This is a genomic window from Streptomyces pilosus (genome assembly GCF_014649835.1).
Taxonomy (GTDB): Bacteria; Actinomycetota; Actinomycetes; order Streptomycetales; family Streptomycetaceae; genus Streptomyces; species Streptomyces pilosus.
In genome coordinates, this window is the sequence record NZ_BMTU01000001.1 from 355472 (window position 1) to 372377 (window position 16906).

A 16906-nucleotide genomic window follows, 5' to 3' on the forward strand; every position below is an offset into this window, starting at 1 on the left:
GGTCATCCGGCGTCCGGAGCCGCCTCCCGCAGCCGTGCGGCGAACTCGGCCGCGGCCGCTCCCGGGTCGTCGGCGTCGGTGATCGCGCGGACCACGACGACCCGCCGGGCGCCCGCGTCCAGCACCTCGTCGAGGTTGCCGAGGTCGATGCCCCCGATCGCGAACCAGGGCCGGTCGGTGCCCAGGGCGGCGGTGTACCGGACGAGGTCCAGGCCGGGGGCATGACGTCCGGGCTTGGTCGGGGTGGGCCAGCAGGGGCCGGTGCAGAAGTAGTCCACGCCGGGCTGGACGGCGGCCGCGGCGGCCTCGGCCCCGGAGTGGGTGGAGCGGCCGATCAGGACGTCCTCGCCCAGCAGGGCGCGGGCCGCGGGGACGGGGAGGTCGCCCTGGCCGAGGTGGAGGACGTCGGCGCCGGCGGCGTGGGCGACGTCCGCGCGGTCGTTGACCGCGAGCAGCTTGCCGTGCCGGGCGCAGGCGTCGGCGAGGACGGCGAGGTGCTCCAGTTCCTCGGCGGCCTCCATGCCCTTGTCCCGCAGCTGCACGATGTCGACCCCGCCGGCCAGTACCGCGTCCAGGAACTCGGGGAGGTCCCCCTGCCGCTTGCGCGCGTCGGTGCACAGGTAGACCCGGGCAGCGGCGAGCCGGTCGCGGTCGGTGTCGGTCATACGGGTGTCCCCCAGGGTGTCGTGGGCGTACGCACCGGACGGGCCCGACGGGTCTCCGCCGGGCCCCCGGTGGGCCGTGGGCGGGTGCTCCCGCCCGGTGGGCCGTGGACGGGCGTGGCATACCCGCCGTGTGGGTCGTGCGTGGGTGTTCCCGCCCCGGCGGGCCGGGGCGGGCGTACCCGCCCGGTGGGTCGTGCGTGGGTGTTCCTGACGGCGGAGGGCCGCCCGGGCGGTGCGTGCGCGCCGCCATCCCACGCGGCTCACCGCGTCGGGCCGGGGGCGGGCGTCAGGCGCCGGCCCCCGTGCGCCCCTCAGGACGCCGTGCGGAACGGGCCGCCCGGTCCGGCGGGTCGCCGCCGGGCTCGTTTGGCCGGACCGGGCGGCGGCCGGGCGGGCGCGCAGCTCCCGCCCGGCGGGTCCGCTGCCGGTGGCGGCCGGCGGCCGGCAGGCACCGGCCGCCCCCTCCGCCGTACGAGTCGCTGCCGGGCCTGCCCGGCCCCGTCCGGCGCGGGTCAGACCGCGAGTGCCTGGGCCCGGCGCTTCACCTCCGTGCCGCGGTTCTCGCTCAGCGCCTGCGCGGGGGTGCCGGGCAGGGACGGGTCCGGGGTGAAGAGCCACTCCAGCATCTCCTCGACCGTGAAACCGTCGTCCCGCAGGAGCGTCAGTGTCCCGGTCAGTCCCTTGACCACCTTGTCCCCGTCGATGAAGGCGGCGGGCACGTGCAGCGCGCGGTTCTCACCCCGGCGCACGGCGATGAGCTGGCCCTCCTTGACCAGCTGCCGGACGCGCGTCACCTCGACGCCGAACTGCTCGGCGATGTCGGGGAGAGTGAGCCAGGCGGGGACGAGAGCATCGATCTTTGCGTCAATCTCGGTCACGGGACAAGCCTGCCACCTGCCACTGACAGTCGGAAGTCGGCCCCCGCCACCTGGGCGGACGCGTCGTCCGGAGACCCCGGGCCGGGACGGGTCACGCCGCCGCGGACTTCAGCGGACGCGCCGGGTCCGCCAGCAGTTCCGCGTCCATCGCCGTACCCGCCTCGATCAGCCGGCGCCCCTGCGCCAGGTCCCGGGGCCGGCCCACCGCGAGCAGCGCGACCAGGCGGGACTCCCGCAGCCAGCAGACGCTCCACGCCGCCCCGGCCGGGTCCCCGCGCCACACCGTGCGGTCGGCGTCCGCGTGGTGTCCCGCGTACTGGACGAACCGCCCGAACTGCTCGGACCAGAAGTACGGCACCGGGTCGTACACCGCCGCTTCCGGGCCGGCGGGCCCGCCGGCGATGTTCGCGGCGACGGTGCGCGGCCCCTGGAGGGCGTTGTCCCAGTGGTGGACCAGCAGACGCTCGCCGTAGCGCCCGGACGGGAAGGACGCGCAGTCACCGACCGCGTACACGTCCGGCACGGAGGTCGTCAGACGGCTGTCGGCGACGACCTCGCCCCGCTCCCCGAGTGCGACGCCGGAGCCCGCCAGCCAGGCCGTGGCGGGGCGCGCCCCGATGCCGACGACCACGGCGCCCGCGGGCAGCCGCGTGCCGTCGTCGAGGACCACGGCGTCCGCCTCGACGCGCTCCACCCGGGTGCGGGTGCGCAGCGCGACGCCCGCCTCGGCGTACCAGGCGGCCATCGGGGCGGTCACCTCGGCGGGCAGCGCCTCGGCCAGCGGCCGCTCCCGGGCCTCGACGACGGTGACCGCGCAGCCCGCCTCCCGCGCCGCCGTGGCGAACTCCGCGCCGATCCAGCCGGCGCCGACCACCACGATGTCGTGCTGCCGTGCGAGCACCGGCCGCAGCCGCTCCGCGTCGTCCAGGGTGCGCAGCAGGTGTACGCCCGGGACGCCCTCGGCGCCGGGCAGCCGCACCGGTTCCGCTCCGGTGGCGATCACCAGCACGTCGTACGGGACGGGTCCGGCCGCGGTGTCCAGTTCGTGGTCGGCGGGGCGCAGGCCGAGCACCTCGCAGCCGAGCCGCAGCTCGATGCCGAGTTCCTCGAAGTCGAGGTCGAAGGCGGAGTCCTCGGCCTTGCCGAGCAGCACCGCCTTGGACAACGGCGGCCGGTCGTAGGGCTGGTGGGGTTCCGCGCCGATCAGTGTCACGGTGCCGGTGAACCCCCGCTCGCGCAGGGCGGCCGCGGTCTGCACGCCGGCCATGCCCGCGCCCGCCACCACCACCCGCCGCGGTGCGGACCGTCCCGGTTCCTGCGTCTGCTCGCTCACCCGATCACCTTAGACACCTGGCGCGGCATCAGATCGGCCGAGCTGCTCCACCACGCTCGTCCCGCTGCCGGACTGCGACTCCCACTCCCAGTCCTCCTCCAGGCGCAGCCGCCCGTCGGGCAGTTCCACCACCGTCGAGACGCAGTGTCCCGAGGACGTCGTGCCGTCCCGCTTGAGCTGCACGTACCGGAAGTCCAGCCGGTCGCCCGCGCGGGTGCCCACCAGGTGCCCGCGCACCACGTCACCACCCGCGTACTCGGCCCAGACCTCCCCGTCCCGCTCGTGGTAGTGGAACCGGGTGAGGGTGCCGACCTGGCCGGGGGCCTGGTCGGCGACGGGGGCGAGGACGAGTCCGTCGAGAGATCGGGCCACCTGGGGGCTCCCTTACAAGCGCGCTGTTCCGAGGGCTAGGGTGGCCAACGTAGAACACTCGCGGGAGCCCGGGCGCACCGGGCTGAGAGGGAGGCTGACGGCCTCCGACCGTACGAACCTGATCCGGGTCATGCCGGCGAAGGGAGGGGCAGGACGCCCATGTCGCCCACGGGTACCCCCGACGTCCTCGTCGTCGGGGGCGGAATCATCGGTCTGGTCACCGCCTGGCGGGCCGCGCAGCGCGGGCTCGCCACGGCCGTGGTGGACCCCGAGCCGGGCGGCGGCGCCGCCCAGGTGGCCGCCGGGATGCTGGCCGCCGTCACCGAACTGCACTACGGCGAGGAGACCCTGCTCGGTCTGAACCTCGCCTCCGCGCGCCGCTACCCCGACTTCGCCGCCGAACTCACCGAGCTCACCGGCCACGACCTCGGCTACCGCCGCTGCGGCACGCTCGCCGTGGCCCTGGACGCCGACGACCGCGCCCACCTGCGCGAACTGCACGCCCTGCAACAGCGGTCGGGCCTGGAGGCGCAGTGGCTGTCCGGGCGGGAGTGCCGGCGCCTGGAACCGATGCTCGCGCCCGGGGTGCGCGGCGGGCTGCGGGTGGACGGCGACCACCAGATCGACCCGCGGCGGCTGGCGGCAGCCCTGGTGAGCGCGTGCGAGCGGTCCGGCGTGACCGTGCACCGCACCCGGGCCGAACGGCTCGTCGTCACGGGCGGCCGCGCGACGGGGGTGGTCACCGCCGGCGGCACCGGGCTGGGCGGGGGCCAGGTGGTGCTCGCCGCGGGCAGTTCCAGCGGGCGGTTCGAGGGTGTCCCGGCGGACGTGCTGCCGCCGGTGCGGCCCGTGAAGGGGCAGGTGGTGCGGCTGACGATGCCCGAGCACCCGGGTCCCTTCCTCAGCCGGACCGTGCGCGCCGTGGTGCGCGGCAGCCACGTCTACCTGGTGCCGCGCGCGAACGGCGAGCTGGTGATCGGGGCGACCAGCGAGGAGATGGGCTGGGACACCACCGTGACCGCGGGCGGCGTGTACGAACTGCTGCGCGACGCCCACGAACTGGTGCCCGGCATCACCGAGCTGCCGCTGACCGAGACCCGGGCCGGGCTGCGCCCCGGCTCCCCCGACAACGCGCCGCTGCTCGGTCCGACCGGGCTCGAGGGGCTGCTGCTGGCCACCGGCCACTACCGCAACGGCGTCCTGCTGACACCGGTCACCGGCGACGCCCTGGCGGACGCCCTGACCACCGGTGAACTGCCCCCTGAGGCCCGCCCGTTCACCCCCCGGCGCTTCGGTGCCGCCGTCCTCACGGAGCAGACCGCATGAACATCTCCGTCAACGGGGAGCCCCGGCAGTTCACGCCCGGCACGGCTCTCGACCGGGTCGTGAAGTCCCTCACCGCGGCGCCCTCCGGGGTCGCCGCCGCCCTCAACGAAACCGTCGTCCCGCGCGCGCAGTGGCCCACCACCCCCCTCGCGGAGGGGGACCGGGTGGAGGTCCTCACCGCCGTCCAAGGAGGCTGACCATGGCCGACGATCCGTTCGTCCTCGGCGGTGTGTCCTTCACGTCCCGGCTGATCATGGGTACCGGAGGGGCGCCGAGCCTCGACGTGCTGGAACGGGCGCTGGTGGCGTCCGGGACCGAGCTGACGACCGTCGCGATGCGGCGGGTGGACGCCTCGGTGCACGGGTCCGTGCTGTCGGTGCTGGAGAAGCTGGGCATCCGGGTGCTGCCGAACACGGCGGGGTGCTTCACCGCCGGGGAGGCCGTGCTGACCGCGCGGCTCGCGCGGGAGGCGCTCGGCACGGACCTGGTCAAACTGGAGGTCATCGCCGACGAGCGGACACTGCTGCCGGACCCGGTGGAGCTGCTGGACGCGGCGGAGACGCTGGTGGACGACGGGTTCACGGTGCTGCCGTACACCAACGACGATCCGGTGCTGGCGCGGAAGCTGGAGGACGTCGGGTGCGCGGCGGTGATGCCGCTGGGGTCGCCGATCGGGTCGGGGCTGGGGATCCGCAACCCCCACAACTTCGAGCTGATCGTGGAGCGGGCGGGGGTGCCGGTGATCCTGGACGCGGGGGCGGGGACGGCGTCCGACGCCGCGCTGGCGATGGAGCTGGGCTGCGCGGGGGTGATGCTGGCGTCGGCGGTGACGCGGGCGCAGGAGCCCGTGCTGATGGCCGGTGCCATGCGGGCGGCGGTGGAGGCGGGGCGGCTGGCCCGGCGTGCCGGGCGGATTCCCCGGCGGTGGTTCGCCACGGCGTCCTCCCCCGCGGAGGGCATGGCCGCACTGGATCCGGAGCGGCCGGCCTTCTAGAGCCCCGCCCGGCCGGTACGGGGCGGGGCGGGTTCCGCCCGCCGGGTCCGCCGGGTGCCGTGCCCGCTCGCGGCTCCGCCCGGGCGGGCGGTGCACGTCACAGGTCCGCTGCAACGGAGCACGGACCGGACGGGGGTGTCGGCGGGGCCTCGTAGACTCGCTGCGTGGACACGACCCTTCAGGACCCTCTGGTCGGGCAGGTGCTCGACGGCCGCTACCGCGTCGACGCGCGGATCGCGGTCGGCGGGATGGCCACGGTCTACCGGGCCGTGGACACCCGCCTCGACCGCATCCTCGCGCTCAAGGTGATGCATCCCTCCCTCGCCGCCGACGCCTCCTTCGTCGAGCGGTTCATCCGCGAGGCCAAGTCCGTCGCCCGGCTGGCCCACCCGAACGTGGTGCAGGTCTTCGACCAGGGCGCCGAGGGCGCGTACGTCTACCTGGCGATGGAGTACATCGCCGGCTGCACGCTGCGCGACGTGCTGCGCGAGCGCGGGGCGCTCCAGCCGCGGGCGGCGCTGGACATCCTGGAGCCGGTGCTGGCCGCGCTCGGTGCCGCGCACCGGGCCGGTTTCGTGCACCGGGACATGAAGCCGGAGAACGTGCTGATAGGGGACGACGGCCGGGTCAAGGTCGCCGACTTCGGGCTGGTCCGCGCGGTGGACTCGGTGACGAACACCACGGGCACCGTGCTGGGCACCGTCTCCTACCTGGCTCCGGAGCAGATAGAGGACGGCGTCGCCGACCCCCGGGTGGACGTCTACGCCTGCGGCATCCTGCTGTACGAGATGCTGACCGGCGAGAAGCCGCACGACGGCGACTCCCCCGCGATCGTGCTCTACAAGCACCTGCACGACGACGTGCCGCCGCCGTCGTCCGCCGTGGCCGGAATGGCCTACGAGCTCGACGAACTGGTCGCGTCGGCGACCGCGCGCAACCCCGAGCTGCGCCCGCACGACGCGGTGGCGCTGCTCGCGCGGGCCCGCGAGGCGCGCGGCCGGCTCGGTGACGCGCAGCTCGACGCGGTGCCGCCGCAGGCGCTGGCCTCGGAACACGACAACGCGGACGACCGTACGAGCGTCATCCCGCGCGCGCCCGTCATGCCCCGCCCGCTGCCCGTCGACGGGGACGGTGACGCGGACCCGGTGCGGCACACCACCCGGTTCCGGTCGCCGCCGCCGCTGCCTCCCCGGCGCCGGGGAGCGCTGCCGCGCGGCCCGATGACGATCGTGGTGGCCGTGCTGCTGGTCCTCGGGCTCGGTGCGGGCGTCTGGTACATCAACTCCGGCCAGTTCACCAAGGTCCCGCCGCTGCTGACGAAGACCGAGCAGCAGGCCCGGGACCGGCTGGCGGACGCCGGGCTGGACGTCGGCCGGGTGGAGGAGGCGTACAGCGACACGGTGGAGCGGGGCAGGGTGATCGCCACCGACCCGAAGGCCGGCGCCCGCATCCGGGGCAACGACTCGGTGTCGCTGACCGTCTCCAGGGGCCCGCAGACCGTGCGGGTGCCCGATCTCGACGGCTATCCGCTCGACAAGGCGCGCTCGCTGCTGGAGGACGAGGGTCTGAAGCCGGGTATGACGACCCGGGAGTTCAGCGAGACCGTGGCCGCGGGCTCCGTGATCTCCACGGAGCCGGGCAAGGGCACCGAGGTCCGCACGGACTCCGCGGTGGCGCTGACGGTGAGCAAGGGCAGTCCGGTGGACGTGCCCGACGTGGCGGGTGACGAGCTGCGGGACGCGCGCGCCGAGCTGGAGGAGGCCGGCCTGAAGGTGAAGGTCGCCGCGGAGCGGGTCAACTCCGAGCACGACGCGGGCGAGGTGGCCCGGCAGAGCCCGGCCCCCGGCCGGCAGGCCGCCGAGGGCGACACGGTGACGCTGACGCTGTCCAAGGGGCCCGAGATGATCGAGGTGCCGGACGTGGTCGGCGACAGCGTGGACGACGCACGGGAGCGGCTGGAGGGCGCCGGTTTCCGGGTGAAGGAGGACCGCGGGCTGCTCGGTCTGTTCGGCGACACCGTCAAGGACCAGTCCGTGGACGGCGGCGACACCGCGCCCAAGGGGTCGACGATCACCCTCGGGATCCGCTGACGGAGGGGGCCGGACGGACGGGCCCCCGCCCGTGTCACCCTTGACGGGTGAAGAGTCACCCGTCCGGCCCTGCCCGCAACCCGATCGGCGGCCACGTCCCCGTGGCCGGCGGCCTGCATTCCGTCGGCCTGTCCTACGCCCGTGAGCTGCGCGCCGAGACCGTGCAGGTCTTCGTCGCCAACCCGCGCGGCTGGGCCACGCCGGCCGGGAACCCCCGGCAGGACGAGGCGTTCCGCGCGGCCTGCGCCGACGCGTCGATCCCGGCGTACGTGCACGCCCCGTACCTGATCAACTTCGGGTCCCACACCGAGGCGACCGTGGAGCGGTCGGTGGAGTCGCTGCGGCACTCCCTGCGGCGGGCGCGGGCGATCGGCGCGCTGGGCGTGGTGGTGCACACGGGCAGCGCGACCGGCGGCCGGGAGCGGGCGGTGGCGCTGCGGCAGGTGCGGGAGCACATGCTGCCGCTGCTCGACGAGCTGACCCATGACGACGACCCGTTCCTGCTGCTGGAGTCCACCGCCGGCCAGGGCGCGTCCCTGTGCTCGCGCACCTGGGACTTCGGACCGTACTTCGAGGCGCTGGACGCCCACCCGAAGCTCGGCGTCTGCCTGGACACCTGCCACGTCTTCGCGGCCGGACACGACCTGACCGGGCCGGACGGCATGCACCGGACGCTGGACCTGCTGGTGGACACCGTCGGCGCGGGCCGGCTGAAACTGATCCACGCCAACGACTCGATGGACGTGGCCGGCGCGCACAAGGACCGGCACGCCAACATCGGGGAGGGACACATCGGCGAGGACCCGTTCCGGGCGCTGATGACGCACCCGGCGACCGAGGGGGTGCCGCTGGTCATCGAGACGCCCGGCGGCAAGGAGGGGCACGCCGCGGACGTGGAGCGGCTGAAGAAGCTCCGGGACGCCTGAGCGGGGCGGCGGTCAGAGTTCGGGACCCTCCCCGGGCTCCTCCTGGTAGGAGTAGCGCTGCTCCCGCCACGGGTCGCCGACGTTGTGGTACCCGCGCTCCTCCCAGAAGCCCCGGCGGTCGGCGGTCATGTACTCCACACCGCGGACCCATTTGGGTCCCTTCCAGGCGTACAGGTGGGGGACGATCAGCCGCAGCGGGAAGCCGTGCTCGGCGGTCAGCAGTTCGCCGTCCTTGTGGGTGGCGAAGAGGGAGCGGGCGGACGTGAAGTCCTCCAGCCGCAGGTTGGAGCTGAATCCGTACTCCGCCCACACCATCACATGGGTGACGTCGGGCGCGGGCGGGGCGATGTCCACGACGGTGCGGGCCGGGATCCCGCCCCACTCGGCGCCGACCATGCTGAATTTGGTGACGCAGTGCAGGTCGGCCACGACGGTGGCGTACGGCAGAGCGGTGAACTCCTCGTGGTTCCAGCAGTGCTTCCCACCGTCGGCGGTCGCGCCGAAGACCCGGAACTCCCAGCGCTCGGGCCGGAACTTGGGGACCGGTCCGTAGTGGGTGACCGGCCAGCCCTTCTGCAGCCGCTGCCCCGGCGGGAGCTCGGGATGTGCCGCCCCCTGCGCTGCGCGCTCCCCCGATTCGCGTTCCGCCGGCTGACCCATGTCTCCATCCTGACAGACCGGGGACGATGCCCCTGAACCGGGCCCGGCAGATTCGGGCAATCAGGTACAGAACGGACTGAGTATGTACGTACTTACTAAGTCCGCACTTACTGGACGATTTTCCACGCCGGTGCAATCATGCGCCCCAACCTGCCAGTTCCCGCGCGGAAGGAGCCCATGCGATGCAGGGCGACCCCGAGGTCATCGAATTCCTGAACGAGCAGCTGACCGCCGAGCTCACGGCGATCAACCAGTACTTCCTGCACTCGAAGCTGCAGGACCACAAGGGCTGGACGAGGCTCGCCCAGTACACGCGTGCCGAGTCCTTCGACGAGATGCGGCACGCGGAGGTGCTCACCGACCGCATCCTGCTGCTCGACGGCCTGCCCAACTACCAGCGGCTGTTCCACGTCCGGGTGGGGCAGACCGTCACCGAGATGTTCCAGGCCGACCGGGAGATCGAGCTGGAGGCGATCGACCGGCTGCGCCGCGGGGTGGAGGTCATGCGCAACAAGAACGACATCACCTCGGCCAACATCTTCGAGGCGATCCTGGCCGACGAGGAGCACCACATCGACTACCTGGACACCCAGCTCGACCTCATCGAGAAGCTGGGCGAGTCGCTCTACCTGTCCACGGTCATCGAGCAGTCACAGCCCGACGCGTCGGGTCCGGGCACGGGCGGCTTCTCGACGCACTGACCGCCGGGGCGCGACCGGGTCCGGGTGTCTAGGCGGCTTCCGGGAGCTCCGCGGCGAGCGGCTGCCCGCCCTGGTCGGCCAGCTGCCGGCGCGGGCAGGAGCCGCGGCCGAGCAGCGCCTGGATGCGCCGCACACAGCCGCCGCAGTCGGTGCCGGCCTTGCAGGCGGAGGCGATCTGCCGGGGCGTGCACGCTCCGGCCGCCGCGTGGCCCCTCACCTGTTCCTCGGTCACGCCGAAGCAGCTGCAGACGAACACGCGGGTCACCTCCCGACGGAGTACTGGGTCGAGCCGAACCGACCCCTGATCGGTGAGGCTAACCTAACCTTACCTGGCACCCCGGGGGCACAAAAGTGGGGTGGGGCGCGATCCGCTGTGATACGCGCCCCACCCCGTCCCACCGTGTCACCGGCGGGTTCCGCTACTGGTCGCGGTACATCTCCGCGACGAGGAACGCCAGGTCCAGGGACTGGCTGCGGTTGAGCCGGGGGTCGCAGGCCGTCTCGTAGCGCTGGTGCAGATCGTCGACGAAGATCTCGTCGCCGCCGCCCACGCACTCGGTGACGTCGTCACCCGTCAGCTCCACGTGGATGCCGCCCGGGTGCGTGCCGAGCTCCTTGTGGACCTCGAAGAAGCCCTTCACCTCGTCGAGCACGTCGTCGAAGCGGCGGGTCTTGTGGCCGGAGGCCGCCTCGAAGGTGTTGCCGTGCATCGGGTCGGTCACCCAGGCCACGGTGGCACCGGACGCGGTGACCTTCTCGACCAGCTCGGGCAGCTTGTCGCGGATCTTGTCCGCGCCCATCCGCACGATGAAGGTCAGCCGGCCGGGCTCACGCTCGGGGTCGAGGCGGTCGATGTAGCGCAGCGCCTCCTCGGCCGTCGTGCTCGGGCCGAGCTTGATGCCGATCGGGTTGCGGATCCGGGAGGCGAACTCGATGTGCGCGTGGTCGAGCTGCCGGGTGCGCTCGCCGATCCACACCATGTGCCCGGAGACGTCGTACAGCTGCCCGGTGCGCGAGTCCACCCGGGTCAGCGCGGACTCGTAGTCGAGCAGCAGCGCCTCGTGCGAGGAGAAGAACTCGACGGTCTTGAACTCCTCCGGCTCGGCGCCGCACGCCTGCATGAAGTTCAGCGCCTGGTCGATCTCGCGGGCGAGCTGCTCGTAGCGCTGGCCGGACGGGGACGACTTCACGAAGTCCTGGTTCCAGGCGTGCACCTGGCGCAGGTCGGCGTAACCGCCGGTGGTGAAGGCGCGCACCAGGTTCAGCGTGGAGGCCGACGCGTGGTACATGCGCTTCAGCCGCTCGGGGTCCGGGATACGGGCCTCTTCGGTGAAGTCGAACCCGTTGACGGAGTCGCCCCGGTAGGTGGGCAGCGTCACCCCGTCGCGGGTCTCGGTCGGCTTGGAGCGCGGCTTGGAGTACTGGCCGGCGATCCGGCCGACCTTCACCACGGGCACCGACGCGGCGTAGGTGAGCACGGCGCCCATCTGCAGCAGCGTCTTGAGCTTGTTGCGGATGTGATCGGCGGACACGGCGTCGAACGCCTCGGCACAGTCGCCGCCCTGGAGGAGGAACGCCTCTCCCTTGGCGACGGACGCCATCCGGGCGCGCAGCTGGTCGCACTCGCCCGCGAAGACGAGCGGCGGATACGACTCGAGGTCCGCGATCACTGCGCGCAGAGCCTCGGTGTCGGGGTACTCGGGCTGCTGCGCCGCGGGCAGGTCTCGCCAGGTGTTGCCAGCGCTCGCGCTGGTCTTAGCGTTCACGGTCACGGAATCCACACTACGGGGTCGGATCGGTCGTCCATCCCGACGCCCAGCAAATGAGACAAGGGCCGCACGGCCGGTGGATGCGCTAGGGTCGGGGCCATGTTCGCGCACTCGACCCGTAACTGGTGGTGGACCGCTCTCCCGGCGGCCCACTGACTGCGCGTACGCACAGACTTCGCGAAGGCCGCCCGAGGGGCGGCCTTCGGTGTTTCCGGGGTCGTTCCTCCGACGCTCATGACCGCCGTGCTCATGACCGAGACGAAACGAGGAACGCCCACCATGGACCTGGCACGCCTCCCCCACGACGACCGTCCCTTCGCCCTGCTGCGCCGCCGCACCCCGGGCCGTGACCACGACGTGGTCGAGCTGCTGATCGGCCCGGTAGGCGTCCGTGAACGCCTCGCCGACCTGCCCGGCGAGGGGCTGGCGCTGGTCCCCTTCCGGCAGATCCGCGAGCGCGGCTTCGACGTGCGCGACGACGGCACCCCGCTGCTGGTGCTGATCCCCGAGGAGCGCCACGAGATCCCCCTCGCGGACGCCCTCGACCGGCTCCCCGCCCATGACGTCCGCGTCGAGGGCGGCGGCTTCGACGTCGACGACGAGGAGTACGCGCGGATCGTCGGCCGGGTCCTCGACGAGGAGATCGGACGGGGGGAGGGCGCCAACTTCGTGATCCGCCGGACGTACCAGGGGCGGATCCCCGGGTTCGGGCGTTCCGACGCGCTGGCTCTGTTCCGGCGCCTCCTGGAGGGCGAGCGGGGCGCGTACTGGACGTTCGTCGTCCACACCGGGGACCGGACGCTGGTCGGGGCCAGCCCCGAGGTGCACGTCAGGGCGTCCGGCGGGACGGTCGTGATGAACCCGATCAGCGGCACCTACCGCTACCCGGCCGAGGGGCCCACCCCCGAGCACCTGCTCGGCTTCCTCGCCGACGGCAAGGAGATCGAGGAGCTGTCGATGGTCGTCGACGAGGAGCTCAAGATGATGTGCACCGTCGGCGACATGGGCGGCGTGGTGGTCGGCCCCCGGCTGAAGGAGATGGCCCACCTCGCGCACACCGAGTACGAGCTGCGCGGCCGGTCCTCGCTGGACGTGCGCGAGGTACTGAGGGAGACCATGTTCGCGGCGACCGTCACCGGGTCGCCGGTGCAGAACGCCTGCCGGGTGATCGAACGGCACGAGGTCGGCGGGCGCCGCTACTACGCGGGCGCGCTCGCGCTGATCGGCCGGGAGCCGGGGGGCGACGGGCCGGAGGGCGCCGTCGGTGGCCAGACGCTGGACTCCCCCATCCTCATCCGGACCGCCGACATCGACGCGGCCGGGCGGCTGCGGGTGCCGGTCGGGGCCACGCTGGTGCGCGGCTCGAACCCGGCGGGCGAGGTGGCGGAGACCCACGCCAAGGCGGCCGGGGTGCTGGCGGCGCTGGGGGTGCGCCCGGGACGCCCGCGCGGTGAGGACGTACGGCCGGGACTGGCCGACGATCCGCGGGTGCGCGCGGCGCTGGACGGACGCCGGTCCAGGCTGGCGCCGTTCTGGCTGCGCATGCAGGAGCCGTCGGCGGCGCTCACCGGGCACGCCCTGGTCGTCGACGGGGAGGACACCTTCACCGCGATGCTCGCCCACGTGCTGCGGGCCGCCGGTCTGGAGGTGACCGTGCGCCGGTTCGACGAGCCGGGTCTGCGGGAGACGGTCCTGGCGCACCCGGGTCCGCTGGTGCTGGGTCCTGGCCCGGGCGACCCGTCCGACACGGCCGACCCGAAGATGCGCTTCCTGCGCGCGCTCACCGCCGACGTCCTCCGGGACGGCCGCCACGGCGTCCTCGGCGTCTGTCTCGGCCACGAGCTGATCGCGGCCGGGCTGGGCCTGGAGATCGTGCGCAAGGACGTCCCGTTCCAGGGGGCGCAGACGGAGATCGACCTGTTCGGGCGGCCGGAGACGGTCGGCTTCTACAACAGCTTCGTGGCGCACTGCGACGACGACACCGCGCGGGAGCTGGCCGCGCACGGCGTCGAGGTGAGCCGCACGGCGGGCGGTGAGGTGCACGCGCTGCGGGGGCCCGGCTTCGCCGGGGTGCAGTTCCACCCCGAGTCGGTGCTGACGCTGAACGGCGCGGCGGTGGTGCGGGAGCTGATGGGTCAGCTGCGGGGCACCAGCACGTTCTCCGAGCGGCGGCCCGCGGTGTAGTCGAGGACGTTGTTCACGGTCGTCTCGACGATCTGTCCGACGGCGTCCTCGGTGTAGTACGCCTGGTGGGAGGTCATCAGCACGTTGGGGAAGGTGACGAGGCGGGCGAGGGTGTCGTCGTCGACGGCCTCGAGGGACTTGTCGAGGAAGAAGAGTCCCGCCTCCGCCTCGTACACGTCCAGGCCGACGCCCGTGAAGCGGCCCGCGCGCAGTTCGGCGACGAGGGCCGCGGTGTCGACGAGGCCGCCCCGGCTGGAGTTCACCAGGATCGCGTCGTCCCGCATCGCCTTGAGGGCGGCCGCGTCGATGAGGTGGTGGGTGGAGGGCAGCAGCGGGACGTGCAGGCTGACCAGGTCGGCCTGGGCGAGCAGGTCCTCCTTGGGGACGTAGGTCATGCCGAGTTCCCGACAGGCCGGGTTCTCGGCGACGTCCCAGCCGAGCAGCCGCATACCGAAGCCGTGGGCGATGCGGGCGAACGCCTCGCCGATCTTCCCGGTGCCGAGGACTCCGGCGGTGCGGCCGTGCATGTCGCGGCCCATCAGCCCGTCGAGCCGGAAGTCGAAGTCGCGGGTGCGGGTGGAGGCGCGGACGACCCGGCGGTTGACGGCCATGGCGAGCGTCCAGGCGAACTCGGCGACCGAGTACGGCGAGTAGAAGGAGACCCGGGCGACGGTCAGGCCGAGCCGTTCGGCGACGTCCAGGTCGATGTTGTTGAAGCCGGTGGAGCGCTGGGCGACCATCCGGGTGCCGCCGGCCGCGAGGTCGGAGAGCACCTCGGCACCGAGGTCGCAGTTGACGCTGGTGGAGATGATCTCGTGGCCGGCGGCGATGGGGGCGGTGTCCGTGTTGAGGAAGACGTCCAGTCCGCGCACCGGGTGGTGGCTCGCGAAGGCCTGCTCGACCAGGGGCTTCTCGTCCGCCTGTACACCGAACGCCAGGATCTCCACGGGGTCCCTCCGGGTTGTGTGCGGGTTCCTCTGCCGTACCGGCGGCTGCCCACCGCCGTACCGGCGAATATACGGGCGCGCCTCGCCCGTCCGGGCGGGGACGGGCGGGCGCGCGGCGGTCACTCGTCGTCGAGGCCGCGCTCGATGGCGTAGCGGACGAGCTCCACGCGGTTGTGCAGCTGGAGCTTGCCGAGGGTGTTCTGGACGTGGTTCTGCACGGTGCGGTGGGAGATGACGAGCCGCTCGGCGATCTGCTTGTAGCTGAGGCCCTTGGCGACCAGGCGCAGCACCTCGGTCTCGCGGTCGGTGAGCCGGGGGGCCTTGCTCCCGCCGTCGGCGGGGGCGGCACCCGCCGGTTCGGAGGCGAGGCGCCGGTACTCGCCGAGGACCAGTCCGGCCAGTCCGGGGGTGAACACGGGGTCGCCGGCGGCGGTGCGGCGCACGGCGTCCTGGAGTTCCCCGGTGGAGGCCGACTTCAGCAGGTAGCCGGTGGCGCCGGACTTCACCGCCTCCAGGACGTCGGCGTGTTCGCCGCTGGCCGAGAGCACCAGGACGCGGACGGCGGGGTCGGCGGCGACGACCTCCTTGCAGACCTGGACGCCGGGCCTGCCGGGCAGGTTGAGGTCCAGGACGAGGACGTCGGGTGCGGCCGCCTTGGCGCGGCGGACCGCCTGGTCGCCGTCGCCGGCGGTGGCGACGACCTCGAAGCCGGACTCGGACAGGTCGCGGGCGACGGCGTCGCGCCACATGGGGTGGTCGTCGACCACCATGACCCTGATCGGATCGGCCGGCTTGCCGGTGGTGTCCGTCATCGCTGCTCCGCCTTCCCCCGCGGGTCGTTCCCGTTCTTCGTCTCCTTGGGCACCTTCAGTTCGACCTCCGTGCCCTGTCCCGGCACCGAGATCAGTTCCGCGCTGCCGCCGAGGTCGCGCAGCCGGCCGCGGATGGAGAGGGCCACGCCGAGCCGTCCCTCCCCCTCGGCCTGGGCGAGCCGTCCGTCGGGGATGCCGGGTCCGTCGTCGCGGACGGTGACGATCACCTCGTCCGGTTCGTCCTCGACCAGGATCCACGCCCGGGCGTCCTCCCCCGCGTGCCGGCGCACGTTGTCCAGGGCGGCTCCGACCGCGGCGGCCACCTCCCGGGCGGCGGCCGGCGCGAGCGGCACCGGCGCTCCCGGTTCGGCGAGCGCGACCAGGGCTCCCGCGTAGGGGGCGAGCAGGGACCGCAGGTCAACCGGGCCGTCGTCGGCGGCCTCGTCCCCGTCCTGGTCCACGGCCCGTACGAGGGCGCCCCGGGCGGTGTCCTCCGAGGCGCGGGAGACGGGGACGAGTCCGCCGGAGACCAGGGTGCGCAGGGCCACCTCCTGCTCGCCCGCCATCCGGCCCAGCTCCGCGGCCTCGCCGCCGATCACCGCGCCGCGGCGCTGCACCATCGCCAGCACCTGGAGCACGCTGTCGTGGATGTCCCGCGCGAGGCGCTCGCGCTCGCGGGTCGCGGCCTCGATCTCCAGGGCGCGGGCGAGGGTGCGCTCGGAGGCGCGGGCCACCTCGACGACGTAGCCGATGGCGATGGAGGCGACCCAGACCAGGATCACGTTGTGCACGGTGTCGCGGGCGGGACCGCCGCGTTCGATCAGGTTGGCGACGGCGACGAGGGTGGAGGCGAGGGCCGCCCAGCGCCAGCCGCCCTTGATGGCGAAGGCGAGCACCGCTCCCGCGGTCCAGATCGAGGGCAGGGTCGGGCCACCCGCGTGGACGCGCTCGGCCGCGTCGGCGACCGGGGTGAGCAGGATGCCGGTGAGCGCGAGGGTCAGGTCGGCGGCGAGGAACCGGTTGGTGCAGGCGGCGGCGCTCGCGACCTTCGGCAGGGTGGCGAGGGTCCACACCACGAGGACGGCGAAGAAGCCGACGGCGAGCCAGGGGCGGGTGAACTCCTCGTGGGCGGTGGCGAACAGCCCGACCGCGTAGAGCATGGCGAGGACCCGGTAGCCGGTCAGGGCACGCCACAGCGGCTGCTCGACCGACATGCGTACGACTCTTTCGCGCTTGGCCATGTCCCCCA

Annotated in this window: 18 protein-coding genes and 1 riboswitch; of the genes, 8 read left to right on the top strand and 10 right to left on the bottom strand. The window is 73.5% G+C overall.

What is annotated here, in order from left to right; genetic code table 11:
• Positions 1-2: 2 nt before the first annotated feature.
• The 4 genes from thiE to IE118_RS01650 form a co-directional block, all read right to left on the bottom strand.
• On the bottom strand, positions 3-665 hold the full coding sequence (gene thiE / locus IE118_RS01635) for a thiamine phosphate synthase (RefSeq protein ID WP_189555389.1): 663 nt from the start codon (positions 663-665) through the stop codon (positions 3-5).
• Positions 666-1177: 512 nt separating this feature from the next.
• Complete coding sequence (locus IE118_RS01640) at positions 1178-1543, bottom strand: Rv2175c family DNA-binding protein (RefSeq protein ID WP_189555390.1); 366 nt, start codon at positions 1541-1543, stop codon at positions 1178-1180.
• A gap of 91 nt (positions 1544-1634) precedes the next feature.
• Positions 1635-2876, bottom strand: a complete 1242-nt coding sequence (locus IE118_RS01645) for an NAD(P)/FAD-dependent oxidoreductase (protein ID WP_189555391.1) — start codon at positions 2874-2876, stop codon at positions 1635-1637.
• A gap of 9 nt (positions 2877-2885) precedes the next feature.
• The gene (locus IE118_RS01650; protein ID WP_189555392.1) at positions 2886-3248 is read right to left on the bottom strand and encodes an avidin-fold protein; all 363 of its coding nucleotides are present in this window, start codon (positions 3246-3248) and stop codon (positions 2886-2888) included.
• 50 nt (positions 3249-3298) lie between these two features.
• A riboswitch (TPP riboswitch) is annotated at positions 3299-3410 on the top strand.
• Between IE118_RS01650 and thiO the strand changes: the two genes are divergently transcribed.
• The 5 genes from thiO (at position 3408) to IE118_RS01675 (ending at position 8584) form a co-directional block, all read left to right on the top strand.
• A complete protein-coding gene (gene thiO / locus IE118_RS01655) occupies positions 3408-4574 on the top strand; it encodes a glycine oxidase ThiO (protein ID WP_189555393.1) in 1167 nt (388 codons plus the stop codon). It overlaps the preceding riboswitch by 3 nt.
• The gene (gene thiS, locus IE118_RS01660) at positions 4571-4771 is read left to right on the top strand and encodes a sulfur carrier protein ThiS (protein ID WP_189555394.1); all 201 of its coding nucleotides are present in this window, start codon (positions 4571-4573) and stop codon (positions 4769-4771) included. The genes thiO and thiS overlap by 4 nt, the downstream gene beginning before the upstream one ends.
• Before the next feature lie 2 nt (positions 4772-4773).
• A complete protein-coding gene (locus IE118_RS01665; protein ID WP_189555395.1) occupies positions 4774-5568 on the top strand; it encodes a thiazole synthase in 795 nt (264 codons plus the stop codon).
• Between the two features lie 164 nt (positions 5569-5732).
• Positions 5733-7658, top strand: a complete 1926-nt coding sequence (pknB, locus tag IE118_RS01670; protein ID WP_189555396.1) for a Stk1 family PASTA domain-containing Ser/Thr kinase — start codon at positions 5733-5735, stop codon at positions 7656-7658.
• A 47-nt stretch (positions 7659-7705) separates the two neighbouring features.
• Positions 7706-8584, top strand: coding sequence for a deoxyribonuclease IV (locus IE118_RS01675; RefSeq protein WP_189555397.1), 879 nt, complete (start codon positions 7706-7708; stop codon positions 8582-8584).
• A gap of 12 nt (positions 8585-8596) precedes the next feature.
• Here IE118_RS01675 and IE118_RS01680 read toward each other — a convergent pair whose 3' ends face one another.
• Positions 8597-9244, bottom strand: a complete 648-nt coding sequence (locus tag IE118_RS01680; RefSeq protein ID WP_189555398.1) for a sulfite oxidase-like oxidoreductase — start codon at positions 9242-9244, stop codon at positions 8597-8599.
• A gap of 182 nt (positions 9245-9426) precedes the next feature.
• Here IE118_RS01680 and bfr point away from each other — a divergent pair, with 182 nt between their 5' ends.
• Positions 9427-9945 carry a bacterioferritin gene (gene bfr / locus IE118_RS01685; RefSeq protein WP_189555399.1) on the top strand — a complete coding sequence of 173 codons (519 nt, stop codon included), beginning with the start codon at positions 9427-9429 and terminating at the stop codon, positions 9943-9945.
• 28 nt (positions 9946-9973) lie between these two features.
• Here the strand turns inward: bfr and IE118_RS01690 are convergent, their stop codons facing one another.
• Both IE118_RS01690 and IE118_RS01695 read right to left on the bottom strand, forming a co-directional pair.
• The gene (locus IE118_RS01690; protein WP_189555400.1) at positions 9974-10201 is read right to left on the bottom strand and encodes a (2Fe-2S)-binding protein; all 228 of its coding nucleotides are present in this window, start codon (positions 10199-10201) and stop codon (positions 9974-9976) included.
• A gap of 163 nt (positions 10202-10364) precedes the next feature.
• Complete coding sequence (locus tag IE118_RS01695) at positions 10365-11717, bottom strand: class II 3-deoxy-7-phosphoheptulonate synthase (RefSeq protein WP_189555401.1); 1353 nt, start codon at positions 11715-11717, stop codon at positions 10365-10367.
• A 96-nt stretch (positions 11718-11813) separates the two neighbouring features.
• Here IE118_RS01695 and IE118_RS34680 point away from each other — a divergent pair, with 96 nt between their 5' ends.
• Both IE118_RS34680 and IE118_RS01705 read left to right on the top strand, forming a co-directional pair.
• The gene (locus IE118_RS34680) at positions 11814-11870 is read left to right on the top strand and encodes a trp operon leader peptide (protein WP_189556047.1); all 57 of its coding nucleotides are present in this window, start codon (positions 11814-11816) and stop codon (positions 11868-11870) included.
• 123 nt (positions 11871-11993) lie between these two features.
• Positions 11994-13898, top strand: a complete 1905-nt coding sequence (locus tag IE118_RS01705; RefSeq protein WP_189555402.1) for an anthranilate synthase family protein — start codon at positions 11994-11996, stop codon at positions 13896-13898.
• On the opposite strand, the gene IE118_RS01710 is transcribed toward IE118_RS01705, so the two are convergent.
• From IE118_RS01710 to macS, 3 genes are all read right to left on the bottom strand, one after another.
• Positions 13850-14845, bottom strand: a complete 996-nt coding sequence (locus tag IE118_RS01710) for a 2-hydroxyacid dehydrogenase (protein WP_189555403.1) — start codon at positions 14843-14845, stop codon at positions 13850-13852. The two genes, IE118_RS01705 and IE118_RS01710, sit on opposite strands and share 49 nt — an antisense overlap.
• 119 nt (positions 14846-14964) lie before the next feature.
• Positions 14965-15657 carry a response regulator gene (locus IE118_RS01715; protein WP_189555404.1) on the bottom strand — a complete coding sequence of 231 codons (693 nt, stop codon included), beginning with the start codon at positions 15655-15657 and terminating at the stop codon, positions 14965-14967.
• Complete coding sequence (macS, locus tag IE118_RS01720) at positions 15654-16898, bottom strand: MacS family sensor histidine kinase (protein WP_189555405.1); 1245 nt, start codon at positions 16896-16898, stop codon at positions 15654-15656. Before macS ends, IE118_RS01715 begins: the two co-directional genes overlap by 4 nt.
• Positions 16899-16906: the final 8 nt, after the last annotated feature.

Coding starts and splice junctions, on each gene's coding strand:
- thiE (WP_189555389.1), bottom strand. CDS start 665: ATGACCGACACCGACCGCGACCGGCTCGCCGCTGCCCGGGTCTACCTG.
- thiO (WP_189555393.1), top strand. CDS start 3,408: ATGTCGCCCACGGGTACCCCCGACGTCCTCGTCGTCGGGGGCGGAATC.
- thiS (WP_189555394.1), top strand. CDS start 4,571: ATGAACATCTCCGTCAACGGGGAGCCCCGGCAGTTCACGCCCGGCACG.
- IE118_RS01665 (WP_189555395.1), top strand. CDS start 4,774: ATGGCCGACGATCCGTTCGTCCTCGGCGGTGTGTCCTTCACGTCCCGG.
- IE118_RS01680 (WP_189555398.1), bottom strand. CDS start 9,244: ATGGGTCAGCCGGCGGAACGCGAATCGGGGGAGCGCGCAGCGCAGGGG.
- bfr (WP_189555399.1), top strand. CDS start 9,427: ATGCAGGGCGACCCCGAGGTCATCGAATTCCTGAACGAGCAGCTGACC.
- IE118_RS01705 (WP_189555402.1), top strand. CDS start 11,994: ATGGACCTGGCACGCCTCCCCCACGACGACCGTCCCTTCGCCCTGCTG.
- IE118_RS01715 (WP_189555404.1), bottom strand. CDS start 15,657: ATGACGGACACCACCGGCAAGCCGGCCGATCCGATCAGGGTCATGGTG.
- macS (WP_189555405.1), bottom strand. CDS start 16,898: ATGGCCAAGCGCGAAAGAGTCGTACGCATGTCGGTCGAGCAGCCGCTG.